A 13,417-nucleotide genomic window follows, 5' to 3' on the forward strand; every position below is an offset into this window, starting at 1 on the left:
GGGCTTCGCGTGCGGCGCGTCGGAGCGCGGTCGCTCAGGCTCAGACGTTGACGCCGAAGTCCTGCGCGATGCCGGTGAGGCCCGAGGCGTAGCCCTGGCCGACCGCGCGGAACTTCCACTCGGCGCCGTTGCGGTAGAGCTCGCCGAAGACCATGGCGGTCTCGGTGGCCGCGTCCTCGGAGAGGTCGTAGCGGGCGATCTCGGAGCCGCCGGCCTGGTTCACGACGCGGATGTACGCGTTGCGGACCTGGCCGAAGTTCTGGCTGCGGCTCTCGGCGTCGTAGATGGAGACCGGGAAGACGATCTTGTCCACGTCGGCCGGCAGGCCGGCGAGGTTGATGTTGATGGACTCGTCGTCGCCGGAGCCCTCGCCGGTGCGGTTGTCACCGGTGTGGACGATGGTCTGGTCCGGGGTGGAGCGGTTGTTGAAGAAGACGAAGTGGCCGTCGGAGACCACCTTGCCGGTCTGGTTCACCGCGATCGCGGAGGCGTCGAGGTCGAAGTCCACGCCGGTGGTCGTGCGGACGTCCCAGCCCAGGCCGACCGTGACGGCAGCGAGGCCGGGGGCCTCCTTGGTGAGCGAGACGTTGCCGCCCTTGGACAGGCTGACAGCCATGGATGTCCCTTTCCTCTTCTGATCCGACATGCACGCACGTCACGTACGTACGGCGGCCAAATTACCGCTGCCCCCTATAACGCGACGAGGGGGCGGGCGGGTTCCCGTGTGAATTCGTGGTGACGGTGCGTGCGCGGCCGTAATGCGGGTGACGGGGCGGCGGCGGGCGCGGATCATAGGGGCATGCCTGGTCCCTATGTCATCCGCGGTTCGGTCGCGCTCCCCGAGGGGGAGCTCGCCTGGCGGTTCTCGCGTTCCTCCGGGCCGGGCGGTCAGCACGTCAACACCTCCGACTCGCGTGTGGAGCTCCTCTTCGACCTGGGTGCGACGAAGTCGCTGCCCGAGGTGTGGAAGGAGCGCGCGCTGGAGCGGCTGGCCTCGCGGCTGGTCGACGGGGTGGTGACGGTGCGGGCCTCCGAGCACCGGTCGCAGTTCCGCAACCGGGAGATGGCGCTGGTGCGGCTGGCGTCGCTGCTGGCCGAGGCGACGGCGCCGCCGCCGAAGCCGCGGCGCGCCACGAAGATCCCTCGCGGGATCAACGAGCGGCGGCTGCGGGAGAAGAAGGCGCGGGCCGAGACCAAGCGGGGGCGGACCGGGCGGGACTGGTAGCCCCTGGCGGGGGCGGGCCTTCGGGGCTCGGCCCCGGACCCGCGCCTCAAGCGCCGGCGGGGCTGGGTTTGGCCCCCGGGCCGTCAGCCCCTGCGGGCTCAAGATCGGGGCTCGGCCCCGGACCCCGCGCCTCAAGCGCCGGCCGGCTGGATTTGGCCGGCGCTGCCTTGCCGGTGCGGCTCGATGCCGGCGCGGCTGGATCTGCCCCTACTGCGACAGGTGGCGGTAGCGGCCTCGGAAGTAGGTCAGGGGGGCCGAGTCCGGTTTGGGGAGGGTGGCCGTCAGGACGCGGCCGATGACCAGGGTGTGGTCGCCCGCCTCCACGCGGTTCTCCGTACGGCATTCCAGGGTGGCCAGCGCCCCCGTCAGCAGGGGGGCGCCGGACGCCTCGCCCCGGACGTACGGGACGTCCGCGAACAGCAGCCGGTCGCTGATCCGGCCCTTCATCGCGAACCGGCCCGCGACTTGGAGCTGGTCGTCGGCGAGGACCGAGACCGCCCACAGCGGCTGCTCCGCCAGCAGGTCGTCCATCCGGGAGCCCTCGCGCAGGCTCACCAGCACCAGGGGCGGGTCCAGGGACACGGACATGAAGGCGGTCGCCGTCATGCCGACGTCCTCGCCGCGCGGGCCGTCCGCCGTCAGGGGGGTCTCGTGTGCGGTGATCAGGCATACGCCCGCCGCCAGCCGGGACATCGCGGCCCGGAACTCGTCGTTGCTCACCCCCTCAGGATGGGGGCTTCTGCGGGAAAGGGCGGGTACGGGGGTCGTCTTGGGCACGGTCGAACGCTAATCTCGCGCCCTCGTCCCCACATCGGGCCCCGGTCCGAGGCGTGCCCCCGTCTCCCGGCCTAGGCCGCGGCGTATGTTTGCCCCCGGGAACGGCTGGGAGCGCTCCCGGTCCTCCGGCTCTCCACGCGGCCCGTTGAGCATCTCATGTGACTTGAGTCACAGAGAGCAAGATTTGTTGACCCTGTGTACCTGCCGCACAGCTCACTGTGATTCAGTGGACGGGACACCGCAACGAAACGCCGATGACAAACCTGGAGTTGCTGTCGAGGTCTCGGGGAGAGCGAGCAATGGAGACCGAGTCGGAGCCGTACGTCCGTCTTGCGACCCTGCGGCAGCTGCACCGGGTGGTGGCCGAGCTCAATACGGCCAGGAGCCTGGCGGACACTCTGCAGACCGTCGTGGACGGCATCGTCGTGGGCCTCGGCTACGAACTCGCCTGCGTCAACCTCGTACGCCCCGACGGTGATCTCGTCGTCGCCGCCTTCGCCGGCGACCCCTCCGCGGAAGCCCTCATCACCGGCCGCGTGGGCTCCCGTTCCTCCTGGGAACGCCGCCTGACGATGGGTGAGGACTGGGACGGCCTCCGCTTCATCCCGCACACCGAGGGCTGGATCCTCCTGGAGGACGACGTCCCCCAGTGGCACACCGACGGCCCCGACCCGCGCTTCGAGGACGAGTGGCACCCCGAGGACCGGCTGTACGCGCCGATGTACGCGTCGGGCGGGGAACTCCTGGGTGTCATCTCGGTGGACCGGCCCCGCAACGGACGCCGGCCCGGGGCCTGGGGCCGCGAGGCGCTCCAGATGTACGCCTTCCAGGCCGCGATCGCGATCAGCAACGCAAGGCTCCGAGCGAACATGCAGCGGGCCCTGGTGCGTCTGGAACGTGAACAACAGGCGTTGCGGGCCAGTGAAGAGTCGTTCCGGCAGGCCTTCGAGTACGCGCCCAGCGGCATGGCCATCGCCGAGATGGGCGGCGACCAGCACGGCCGGCTGCTGCGCACCAACGACGCGTTGTGCCGACTGCTCGGCCGGCCCGCCTCGGTGCTGCGCCGGTACTCCTTCTCCGACCTCGTCCACCCCGAGGACATCGGGACCCTGCTGCGGACCTCCGCCGAGGGCGGCCGCGCCGAACTGCGCCTCGGCCGCCGCGACGGCACGTACGTCTGGGTCTCGCTGCGCAACTCCGTGGTCGCCGACGCCGCCGACGGGCCGCGTTTCCTGCTCACCCACGTCGAGGACATCGAGGAGCGCAAGCGGCACGAGCTCCAGCTCGCCCACCGCGCCAGCCACGACTCGCTGACCGGCCTGCCCAACAGCGCGGAGCTGCGCGCCCGGCTCGCCGCGCGACTGTGCCGAAGGCCACAGTCCGTACGGGCCAGTGCCATCGAGGCACTGGACGCCGCCTACGACGGGCGGGGCGAGGCGGGGGGTGGTGCGGGCGAGCACGGCTTTCAGCCCGACTTCCGGCCCGATTTCCGCCCCGACCCCGCCGACGGCCTGCCCGGGGCCGATCCCTTCGAGTTCCCCGGGGCGTTGGCCGCGCCGGACGGCCCGTACGACCACCACGTGCACACGGTGGCGCCCGCGACCGACATCGACGACGGGACCAAGGGGCTCGCGGTGCTCTTCTGCGACCTCGACGGCTTCAAGTCGATCAACGACCGGTTCGGGCACCACACGGGCGACGCCGTCCTGATCGAGGTGGCCCGCAGGCTCACGACGGGCGTCAGGGACGGTGACACCGTCGCCCGGCTGGGTGGTGACGAATTCGTCGTCCTCGCGGACGGACTGGGCGCGGCGGACGCCGCGGACCTCGCCGTCCGGCTGCGCAACGCGATCATCCCGCCGATCCGGGTGGACGGCCGCGCGGTGCGTGTGGGGGCGAGTTTCGGCATCGGCTGGGCCGGCTGCGGGATGTCCGCCGAGGAGGTGCTGCGCTCGGCCGACCAGCGCATGTACATCGAGAAGAGGTCGCGCTCAAAGGCGCATCGCAGGGCGGGCTGAGGCGATCCGGCACCCGTGGGCGCACCTGTTCGGGGTAGGCTCCCGTGGGTCGAAAGGAGTGACCTGCGATGACGACGCCCGCGAACAACGGACCGCACGGTGGGGCGAACCAGCCCGAGGACGATGATCCGTTCGGCTATCTCTACGCGGACGGCCAGGCCGCCGGAGCCACCCCGCCCGGTCAGGCCGGCGGATACGGCTACCCGGGACCCGCGGGTGGCCCTTCCGGCGCGCAGCCCGGTGTTCCCCGTACCTCGCACCACCAGGTGCGGACGGTCGGCGAGCGCAGGAACGCCGGAGCGCAGCGCGGTCACGTGCCCGCGCAGCAGCAGCCCGGCTACCAGGCGCAGTACCAGGCCCCGGAGGCGCTCCAGGCGGGCGGCTACGGCGTTCCGCCGCAGCAGCAGCCCCCTCAGCACCAGACGCAGACGATGTCGCACTCCGGCGGGCACGGTGGTCACGGCGGCGGTGGCGGCTCCAGCCGCCGCGGTCTGCTGATCGCGGCCGTCGCGGTGGTCGCCACGGTCGTGATCGGCATCAGCGCGGCCGTGATCTTCTCTCCGAAGGACAAGAACAAGAACGGGAAGAACGAGGCGAACGGCGGCCAGCAGTCCGCGGCCCCGCAGAACCCGTCGAGCGCGCCCGCGAGCGGCTCTCCCAAGCCCTCCCAGGCCCCGCTGCCCAAGGGCGAGGCGGCCGGCGCGGGGATGGCGCTGAGCGGTGGCGCGCGTCTGGAGAGCACGGTGCAGGGTTCGAAGAGCTCGGACGGCCAGTACGTCGGCGGCTTCAACCAGCCCGGTGCGGCGCTCACCTGGACGGTGGAGGTACCGGAGGCGGGCGACTACACGCTGTTCGTCAACTACGGAGTTCCCGGCAAGGACGGCAAGGCGACGCTGACGGTCAACGGGCAGAGCCCGAACCAGTCGCTGAACCTGTCCAACTTCGCCAAGGCGGCGGACGGTGCCTGGGACAAGGGATGGACGCGCACCTACGCGTGGATCACCCTCAAGAAGGGCCCGAACGCGCTGAAGATCTCGTGCGAGGCCGGAAACCAGTGCGACGTGGTCTTCGACCAGCTGGAGCTGGGTTCGGGTCACATCAAGCGCTGACCCGCCGGCGGCGGAGCGGGGCATCCGCCCGTCGCCACGGAATCGGGGTCCGGCTCCACCGCACGCGCGGTGGAGCCGGACCCCGTTTTCACACCGGCCTCTAGCCGCAGTGGACCCAGCCGCTGTTGCCGGTGTGCTTCACCTCTTCGTAGGGCGTGCCCTTCCAGTAGCCCGTGACGTCACCGGAGACCTTGACGCACTGGCCGCGGGCGGAAACCCAGACCGGGCCCGCGTACTGGGTGTAGGCGCGCTGACCATCGAGGTCGATCCCGCCGCCGCTGCTCTCCAGGATGACGCTCATGCCGTCGGTGACGACGAACCCGGCGTCGCGGCGGAGGATCGCGCAGTTCTTGCCGGTGGAGCTGTTGTAGTAGAGGAACAGGACGCCGGCACCGGTGGCGCCGCCCCAGCTGGTGCCGAGGGGGTAGGCGTCCTGCTGGACGTAGCCGGCGCCGCACGAGCCGCCCGAGATGGTCTGGGCCTGCGCGGGGACCGCGGCGAGCGCGGTGATGGCCACCATCCCGGAGGTGGTGACAAGGAGGTTGCGGAAGAATCGCTTCACTGAGGTCAGCCCTGTGAGTTCGAAGATCAATTAGCTTGTTGATCTTAGATCTTCTTTACCGGCGCTTGGGCACTCGATGGTTCGTCAATGGTGGTGCGCTTGCTCGACATTGACGGCCGTTCAGCCCCGGCTCGCGTCGGTGACGGAGACGGCCGGCCGCACCTCCTCGTAGGTGCGGGGGTCGAACTCTCCCGCCACCGGCGCGAGGACCGTGGCTGCCGACAGGGCCACCGCGCGGGTCAGGCGTTCCGGCCAGTCCAGGCCCTCCACCAGTGCGGACAGCAGGCCGGCGACCACGGAGTCGCCCGCTCCGGTGGGGTTGCCCGCCAGGGCGCGGGGCGGGGTCGCCTGCCAGGTGCCGCCGGCGGTGGTGGCCAGCAGGCCGTCCGGGCCCAGCGAGGTGACCACCGCGTGCGCGCCCCGGCGGCGGGCGTCGCGGGCGGCGGGCAGCGGGTCGCGGGAGCCGGTGAGCTCGGCCAGCTCGGCGGCGTTCGGCTTGATGATCTCCGGGCGCGCGGCGACCCCGCGCCGCAGGGCCTCCCCGCTGGTGTCCAGGAGGACCGGAACCCCGGCCGCACGGGCCTGGCGCACGAGAACCGCGTACGCGCCCACGGGGACGCCCGGCGGGAGGCTGCCGCACAGGGCGACCGCCTTGGCGCCGGCCAGCAGGGACTCGTACCGGGTCAGGAACCGCGCCCACTCCGCCGGAGTGACGTGCGGGCCGGGCTCGTTGAACTGGGTCGTGTCGCCGGAGGCCTCGTCGACCACGGCCACGGTGCGGCGGGTGGTGTCCGCGCACGGCACGAGGGCGTCGGTCACCGAGGGGGCCGCGGCCGCCAGCAACTCCCGTACGACGGCGCCCACCGGGCCGCCCGCGAAGCCCGTGGCCGTCACCTCGTGGCCGAGCGCGGCCAGCACCCGGGCGACGTTGAGCCCCTTGCCGCCGGGGCGTTCGGTGACGGCCGTGACCCGGTGCGAGGCGTGCGGCAGCAACCGCGGTACGCGGTACGTGACATCGAGCGCGGTGTTGAGCGTCACGGTCAGGATCATGTGGGCACCCCCGGGTCTGTTGCTGCCGGGATCATGCCAAACAGAAGGCGGTCGGCCCAGTTCTCGGGGCCGACCGCCTTCCTCCGTACAGCCGCTTGGCCGTCAGGGCGCCGCTCAGGAGGCGGGATCGACGACCCATTCGCCGCGCCGCATGACGCCCTTGAGCTCGAAGGCCGCGTCCAGGACGACGAGGTCCGCGTACTTGCCGGGCTCCAGCGAGCCGATCTCGTCGTACAGGCCGATCAGCTTGGCCGGGTTGGCGGAGATCGCCTGCACCACGGATTCCACGGGCAGCTTGTCGACCGTCACCGAGCGCTTGAACGCCGTGTCCAGGGTCAGCGTCGAGCCGGCGATGGAGCCGCCCTCCACGAGCCGGGCCACGCCCTCCTTGACCTCGACCTCCAGCGGGCCCAGGTGGTAGGTGCCGTCGCCGAAGCCGGCCGCGTCCATCGCGTCGGTGATCAGCGCCACCCGGTGCGCGCCCGCGTGGTGGAAGGCCAGTTCCAGCATGGCCGGGTGCAGGTGGACACCGTCGTTGATCAGCTCGACGGTGACCCGCTCGTCCTCCAGGAGCGCGGCGATGGGGCCCGGGGCGCGGTGTTCCATGCCGGGCATCGCGTTGTACAGGTGCGTGGCGACGGTCGCGCCGGCGTCGATGGCCTGGCGGGTCTGGTCGTACGTGGAATCCGTGTGGCCGATCGCGGCGATGACCCCGTGCTCGGCCAGCAGCCGTACGGAGTCCAGGCCGCCCGGCAGTTCGGTGGCGAGGGTGAACATGCGGGCCGTGCCGTGCGCGGCGTCGACGAGCTTGCGGACCTCGGCCGGGTCGGGGTCGCGCAGCAGGTCGGCCTTGTGCGCGCCCTTGCGGCAGGCGTTGATGAACGGGCCCTCGAAGTGGACGCCCGCGATCTCGCCCTGCTGGGTGAGCTCGGCGAGCAGCCCCGCGCGCCGGGCCAGTTCGTCGAGTTCCCCGGTGACGGTGGAGGCGACCAGGGTGGTCGTGCCGTGCTCGCGGTGGGTCCGTACGCCCTGGAGGACCTCTTCGGCGGTGCCGGAGGTGAAGGAGGCGCCGCCGCCGCCGTGGTTGTGCGTGTCCACGAAGCCGGGGACGATCCAGTGCCCGGACAGGTCGACGACCCGCGTGTCCTCGTGCGCGCTCCCGGCGATCCGGTCGCCCTCGACGATGACGCGGCCGCCCGCCACGATGCCGGTGGGCAGCACCACCCTGGCGCCGGAAAGGACTGTGCTGCGTGCGCTTCCGGACATCAGGCCGGTACCTCCGTGGCGAGTAGGTCCCAGGCGAGCAGCCCTGCGCCCAGGCATCCGGCGGTGTCCCCGAGGGCCGCCGGGACGATGTGGGGCAGCCGCTGGAACGTCACGCGCTCCTCGACGGCCGTCCGTAGTGGTGTGAACAAGGTTTCCCCCGCCTCCGCGAGCCCGCCACCGATGATCAGCGTGCGCGGGTCCAGCAGGGTGATCGCGGTGACGAGCCCGTCGGCGAGCGCGCCGACGGCGCCGTGCCACACCTCGTGGGCGCGGGCGTCGCCGGACTCGACGGCCTTGGCGCAGTCCGCGGCGTCGGCGTCGGGGTCGCCGGAGGCGGCCGCCCAGGCGCGGCTGACGGCGGAGGCGGAGGCGAGGGTCTCCAGGCAGCCGTACTGGCCGCAGCCGCACGCGGGGCCGCCGGGTCGGACCACGATGTGGCCGATCTCTCCCGCGTATCCGTGGGCGCCGGCCTCGATGCGGCCGGCGATGCCGATGGCCCCGGCGATGCCGGTGCCGAGGGGTACGAACAGGAAGCGGTCGGCGCCGCGGCCGGCGCCGATGCGGCCTTCCGCGAGTCCGCCCGTGCGGACGTCGTGGCCGAGGGCGACGGGGATCCCGCCGAGGCGGCGGCCGAGCAGTTCGCGCATCGGTACGTCGCGCCAGCCGAGGTTCGCCGCGTAGACGGCGATGCCGTTGTCGGCGTCGACGATGCCGGGCACGGCGACCCCGGCGGCCGAGGCGGGCTCGCCGAAGCGCTCGCGGCCGGTGGCGAGGAGCTCGGCGGCGAAGTCCTGGATCGTCTCGACGACGGCTTCGGGGCCCCGCTCGCGGCCTGTGGCGCGGCGGGCCTCGTGCAGCAGCGTGCCGTCGGCGGCGACCAGGGCGGCCTTCATCCCGGTGCCGCCCACATCGAGGGCGATGACGTGTTTCACGGGTTTCACAGGGACAGTCTCGCGTGCTCGGCGGGGAAAGGTCTAGTCCAGTGGGAGGGATTGTTGAGTGGCCATACAAATCCGGGACCGAGGGTGGGGGGTGGGTGTGAGGGAGCCGCCAAAGTGGTGTAGACCTTACGTGGATCGTACGAACGACAAAGGGGTGGATCGAGAACCGTGAAGGGCCGTTTTCCGAACCTGGCCGCGTCCGGCGCCGCGCTGTGCCTGACCGCCGTGACGCTGACGGGCTGCGGAGCCGTCGAGGGACTCACCGGGGACAACGAGGTGACCCTGCGGGTCGTGGCGGCCGACTACGGGGACAATCCGCAGAACTCCTCGGCGACCTACTGGAAGAACCTCGCCACCGGCTTCGAGAAGGCCAACCCCGGCGTGCACGTCGAGGTCGACGTCTACTCCTGGTCGGAGGTCGACGCCAAGGTCGCCGCCATGGTCAAGGCCGGCAAGGCCCCCGACATCGCCCAGATCGGCGCCTACGCCGACTACGCGGCCGCCGGGAAGCTCTACACCGCCGACGAGCTGCTCTCCGTACGCACCGAGGCGGACTTCCTCGCGCCCCTCGCCGACGCGGGCAAGGTCAAGCGCGTCCAGTACGGGATGCCCTTCGTGTCCAGCACCCGGCTGCTCTTCTACAACGAGAAGCTGCTGACCGACGCGGGCGTCGTGAAGTCGGGGGCCGGGCCCTGGCAGCCGAAGAACTGGGCCGACCTGGAAGCGGCGGCCAAGAAGCTCAAGGCCGCGGGCGTCCCCACCCCCTTCGCGGTGCCGCTGGGCCGCGAGGAGGCGCAGGCCGAGACGATGATGTGGACCCTCGCGGGCGGTGGCGGCTACACCGACAACGAGGAGGCGTACGCCCTCGACTCCCCGGACAACGTCAAGACCCTGGAGTTCCTCCGGGACAAGATGGTCGGCCAGGGCCTCACGGGCCCCGTCGAACCGGGGAAGCTCGACCGGCAGGCCGCCTTCGACGCCTTCACGCGCGGCGAGGTCGGCATGCTCAACGGCCACCCGACGCTGCTGAAGCAGGCCGCCGCGAAGGGCGTCAGGTTCGGGATGGTGCCGCTGCCGACGGTGAACGGGGCCGACCCCCAGGCGATGGGCGTCGCCGACTGGATCATGGCCTTCAAGAACGGGCACCGCAGGGAATCCGGCAAGTTCCTGGACTACGTGTACGAGCCGCGGAACGTGACGACCTTCACGGCCAAGTACGACCTGCTGCCGGCCACCACGAGCGGCTACCGGGCCCTGGAGGGCGGCACGGGAGGCGCCGCGCCGCAGCTGAAGACCTTCCTGGCCGCACTGCCGAACGCGAAGCTGTACCCCGTCGGCAAGAAGTCCTGGGCGGGCGTCAGCGAGGACATCAAGGAGAAGATCGGCACCGCGGTGCAGCCGGGCGGGCAGCCGGCGAAGGTGCTGGAGGAGATCGCGACGGCGGCGAGGGCGGCCGACGCGCGGTAACGCTGCGCGGGCCAAACGGGCCGGGCGGGTCGGGCCGTGTGCGGCTCCAAGCCCGGGGCTCCGCCCCGTACCCCGCTCCTCAAACGCCGGAGGGGCTGGATACGGCCGCCGGAACCGGGGCCGGGGCCCACGTGGGTGTCGGTGGGCGGCGTTAATCTGGCCGTATGACGGACGAGGGGCAGTTGACGGCCACCGAGGCCGCGGTGCTCGCGTACGAAGGCCGGACCTGGCCCGGGCCCGGGGTCAAGGAACGGGCCATACGGGAAGGGCTCGGCATGACGCCCGTCCGGTACTACCAGCTGCTCAACACCCTCATGGACGACCCGCGGGCCCTCGCCCACGCCCCGGGCACGGTGAACCGCCTGCGGCGCATCCGCGAGGCGCAGCGGGCCCGGCGGTAGCGGCCCCGTAGCCGGGGGCCGGGTGGGCCATTAGGGTCATCCGTATGGGGAGCACTCCGCACCACCACCTGCCGATGCCCGTCACCGCAGCCGGACGCGAGGGACTCGAAGCCCTGCTCCGCGCACCCCGCCGTTCCGTGGTCGCCCTCGACTTCGACGGCACCCTCGCCGAGATCGTCCCGGACCCGGACCAGGCCCGCGCCCACCCCCTGGCCGTCCCGGCCCTCTCCGCACTCGCCCCCGAGGTCGACTCGATCGCCGTCATCACCGGCCGGCCGGCCGGCGTCGCCGTACGGTACGGGGGCTTCGCGGGCGTACCCGGCCTGGAGCACCTCGTCGTGCTGGGCCACTACGGGGCCGAGCGGTGGGACGCCGTCACCGGCATAGTCCACGCCCCCGCCGAGCACCCGGGGGTGGCGGCGGTACGCGCCGAGCTGCCGGGCTTCCTGGACTCCATCGGGGCCTGGCGCGGCACCTGGATCGAGGAGAAGGGCCGGGCGCTGGCGGTCCACACGCGGCGGGCCGCGGATCCGGCGGCGGCCTTCGCTGCCCTGCGGGAGCCGCTGTCGGAGCTGGCGGCGCGGCACGGGCTGATGGTCGAGCCGGGGCGGGCGGTGCTGGAGCTTCGGCCGCCGGGCATGGACAAGGGCGTCGCCCTGACGGAGTTCCTGGCGGAGCGGTCCGCGGAGGCGGTGCTGTACGCGGGGGACGACCTGGGGGACCTGGCGGCGTACTCGGCGGTCGAGAAGCGGCGGGCGGAGGGCTTGCCGGGGCTGCTGGTCGCCAGCGGCTCGGCGGAGGTCCCCGAGCTGGCCGCCCGCGCCGACCTGGTCCTGCCCGGACCGGGTGCCGTGGCGGCCTTCCTGGCCGAGCTGGCCGGGTCCGTTCGCGCGTAGCCGGGCCCCGCTGCGCGGAGCTGCTCCCCGCCCCGCCCTTCCTCCGTTCCCCGGGGCGCTCCGCCCCGGCCCCCTCGGGTGCGGCGCCGCCGTCGGGGGCGCCGCCCCCGAACCCCCGCGCCTCAAACGCCGGCGGGGCTGAGATTGCCCCTGCGGGCAAAACGGCCTGTGCCGGGCGCACGGCAGAAGCGAAATCCAGCCCCGCCGGCGTTTGAGGCGTGGGGTCAGGGCTGGAGGGACTGGAGCTGGGCTGTGAACCAGGCTGCCGGGGGGAGCGCCGTCGCGGCGGCGGCCAGGCGTTTCGTGCGGTCCGCGCGCTCCGCGGCCGGCATGGACAGGGCACGGTGGAGCGCCGCGGCCGTCTCCGAGACGTCGTACGGGTTCACCGTCAGGGCATCGCGGCGGAGCTCCTCGTACGCACCGGCGCCAGTGGACAGCACCAGCGCGCAGCCCGCCTCCGACACCACGGGGATTTCCTTCGCCACGAGGTTCATGCCGTCCCGCACCGGGTTGACCAGTGCCACGTCCGCCATCCGGTACGCCGCCAGCGAGCGCGCGAAGTCGTCCTCGACCGACACCAGCACCGGCTGCCAGTCCGCCGTGCCGAATTCCGCGTTGACGGAGGCGGCCAGTTCCGTCACCGATGCCGTGTACGACCGGTACACCTCCAGGTCCTGGCGGGACGGGTACGCGGACGCCAGGTGGACCACCCGGCCCCGCCACTCGGGGTGGACGGTGAGCAGCTCCCGGTAGGCCAGCAGGCCGCGCAGGATGTTCTTCGACAGTTCCGTGCGGTCGACCCGGACGATCGTCATCCGGTCGCCGACCTCGGCCCGCAGCCCCGCCAGCTTGTCGTCCACCACAGGCCGGTGCGCGAGCGCCCGCAGGTCGTCGCCGTCCACGCCCAGGGGGTACACGTCCACGTCCGTGAAGCGCAGTGCCGAGCCCGACCGCTGGTGCTGGACGCCGCGGCGGCGGTCGCCGCCCGGCAGCGCGCCCCACGCGAGGCCGATCTCGTCCTCCGTCTCCGCGCCGCCGATGAAGGCCGACGCCCAGGACCAGGTGTGGAAGCCGAGCCGGTCCGCGCCGAGCATCCCCCACGTCAGCTCGGAGCGGATGTCCTGCGGCAGCATGTCCAGGTACTCCGGCGAGGCCCACGGCGTGTGCGTGAAGTGCGCGATCCGCAGGTCCGGCCGCAGCTCGCGCAACTGCCCCGGGACGAGGGCCAGGTGGTAGTCCTGGAGCAGGACGCACGCCCCCTCGGCGGCCTCCTCGGCCAGCGCGGCCGCGAAGGTGCGGTTGTAGGAGACGTAGGAAGCCCAGCGGCGGCGGAACCCGGCGTCGAAGACCGGCTCGCGCGGGACGTCGTACAGGTGGTGGTGGGTGAACCACAGCACCGAGTTCGCGATGCCGTTGTACGCGTCGTCGTAGACGGTGGGGTCGATCTCCAGCATGCGGACGCCGGGCTCCGAGACCCCCTGGCGGACGGCCTCCCTGTCCGCGTCCGACAGGGCCGCGCAGATCCACAGGGCCTCCGGCTGCTCCGCGAGGGCCGCCGAGAGCCCGGAGACGAGACCGCCCCCGCCGCGCCGGGCGCTGAGCGTGCCGTCGGCGGCGAGGGCGTAGGACAGCGGGCCACGGTTCGCCGCGACGAGTACCTGAGAAGCCATGCGGCACACCTAGCCCGGCCGGGTCCCCCTCAAAC

The 13,417-nt window shown here is 72.6% G+C and carries 13 protein-coding genes; 6 read left to right on the forward strand and 7 right to left on the reverse strand.

The window, feature by feature from the left end; all coding sequences use genetic code 11:
- Positions 1 to 40 precede the first annotated feature (40 nt).
- Positions 41 to 616: a TerD family protein gene (locus tag ACFYYJ_RS25355; protein ID WP_389135656.1), complete on the reverse strand. Its 576-nt coding sequence runs from the start codon at positions 614 to 616 to the stop codon at positions 41 to 43.
- Between the two features lie 183 nt (positions 617 to 799).
- On the opposite strand from ACFYYJ_RS25355, the gene arfB reads away from it, so the two are divergent.
- Complete coding sequence (gene arfB, locus ACFYYJ_RS25360) at positions 800 to 1,225, forward strand: alternative ribosome rescue aminoacyl-tRNA hydrolase ArfB (RefSeq protein WP_376658586.1); 426 nt, start codon at positions 800 to 802, stop codon at positions 1,223 to 1,225.
- Positions 1,226 to 1,432: 207 nt separating this feature from the next.
- On the opposite strand, the gene ACFYYJ_RS25365 is transcribed toward arfB, so the two are convergent.
- Positions 1,433 to 2,002 (reverse strand): flavin reductase family protein, encoded by a 570-nt coding sequence (locus ACFYYJ_RS25365; RefSeq protein ID WP_385129598.1) that lies wholly within the window; start codon positions 2,000 to 2,002, stop codon positions 1,433 to 1,435.
- A 299-nt stretch (positions 2,003 to 2,301) separates the two neighbouring features.
- On the opposite strand from ACFYYJ_RS25365, the gene cdgB reads away from it, so the two are divergent.
- Both cdgB and ACFYYJ_RS25375 read left to right on the forward strand, forming a co-directional pair.
- Positions 2,302 to 4,020, forward strand: coding sequence for a diguanylate cyclase CdgB (gene cdgB / locus ACFYYJ_RS25370; protein ID WP_385129596.1), 1,719 nt, complete (start codon positions 2,302 to 2,304; stop codon positions 4,018 to 4,020).
- 68 nt (positions 4,021 to 4,088) lie between these two features.
- Positions 4,089 to 5,129, forward strand: a complete 1,041-nt coding sequence (locus tag ACFYYJ_RS25375; RefSeq protein ID WP_385129595.1) for a CBM35 domain-containing protein — start codon at positions 4,089 to 4,091, stop codon at positions 5,127 to 5,129.
- A 100-nt stretch (positions 5,130 to 5,229) separates the two neighbouring features.
- On the opposite strand, the gene ACFYYJ_RS25380 is transcribed toward ACFYYJ_RS25375, so the two are convergent.
- The 4 genes from ACFYYJ_RS25380 to ACFYYJ_RS25395 all read right to left on the reverse strand — a co-directional run bounded on the left by ACFYYJ_RS25380 (position 5,230) and on the right by ACFYYJ_RS25395 (position 8,939).
- Complete coding sequence (locus ACFYYJ_RS25380) at positions 5,230 to 5,691, reverse strand: hypothetical protein (RefSeq protein WP_385366429.1); 462 nt, start codon at positions 5,689 to 5,691, stop codon at positions 5,230 to 5,232.
- A 120-nt stretch (positions 5,692 to 5,811) separates the two neighbouring features.
- The gene (locus ACFYYJ_RS25385) at positions 5,812 to 6,741 is read right to left on the reverse strand and encodes a 1-phosphofructokinase family hexose kinase (RefSeq protein ID WP_385129591.1); all 930 of its coding nucleotides are present in this window, start codon (positions 6,739 to 6,741) and stop codon (positions 5,812 to 5,814) included.
- Positions 6,742 to 6,855: 114 nt separating this feature from the next.
- A complete protein-coding gene (gene nagA / locus ACFYYJ_RS25390; RefSeq protein WP_385366430.1) occupies positions 6,856 to 8,007 on the reverse strand; it encodes an N-acetylglucosamine-6-phosphate deacetylase in 1,152 nt (383 codons plus the stop codon).
- Positions 8,007 to 8,939, reverse strand: a complete 933-nt coding sequence (locus tag ACFYYJ_RS25395) for an ROK family protein (RefSeq protein WP_385366432.1) — start codon at positions 8,937 to 8,939, stop codon at positions 8,007 to 8,009. Before ACFYYJ_RS25395 ends, nagA begins: the two co-directional genes overlap by 1 nt.
- A gap of 177 nt (positions 8,940 to 9,116) precedes the next feature.
- Here ACFYYJ_RS25395 and ACFYYJ_RS25400 point away from each other — a divergent pair, with 177 nt between their 5' ends.
- From ACFYYJ_RS25400 to otsB, 3 genes are all read left to right on the forward strand, one after another.
- Positions 9,117 to 10,415: an extracellular solute-binding protein gene (locus tag ACFYYJ_RS25400; protein ID WP_385129587.1), complete on the forward strand. Its 1,299-nt coding sequence runs from the start codon at positions 9,117 to 9,119 to the stop codon at positions 10,413 to 10,415.
- A gap of 164 nt (positions 10,416 to 10,579) precedes the next feature.
- A complete protein-coding gene (locus ACFYYJ_RS25405) occupies positions 10,580 to 10,816 on the forward strand; it encodes a DUF3263 domain-containing protein (RefSeq protein WP_376658593.1) in 237 nt (78 codons plus the stop codon).
- Positions 10,817 to 10,860: 44 nt separating this feature from the next.
- Positions 10,861 to 11,712 carry a trehalose-phosphatase gene (gene otsB, locus ACFYYJ_RS25410; protein WP_389135665.1) on the forward strand — a complete coding sequence of 284 codons (852 nt, stop codon included), beginning with the start codon at positions 10,861 to 10,863 and terminating at the stop codon, positions 11,710 to 11,712.
- A gap of 224 nt (positions 11,713 to 11,936) precedes the next feature.
- Here the strand turns inward: otsB and ACFYYJ_RS25415 are convergent, their stop codons facing one another.
- Positions 11,937 to 13,382 (reverse strand): trehalose-6-phosphate synthase, encoded by a 1,446-nt coding sequence (locus ACFYYJ_RS25415; RefSeq protein ID WP_389135668.1) that lies wholly within the window; start codon positions 13,380 to 13,382, stop codon positions 11,937 to 11,939.
- Between the last annotated feature and the right edge of the window lie 35 nt (positions 13,383 to 13,417).

The organism is Streptomyces sp. NPDC002467, from assembly GCF_042889825.1.
Taxonomy (GTDB): domain Bacteria; phylum Actinomycetota; class Actinomycetes; order Streptomycetales; family Streptomycetaceae; genus Streptomyces.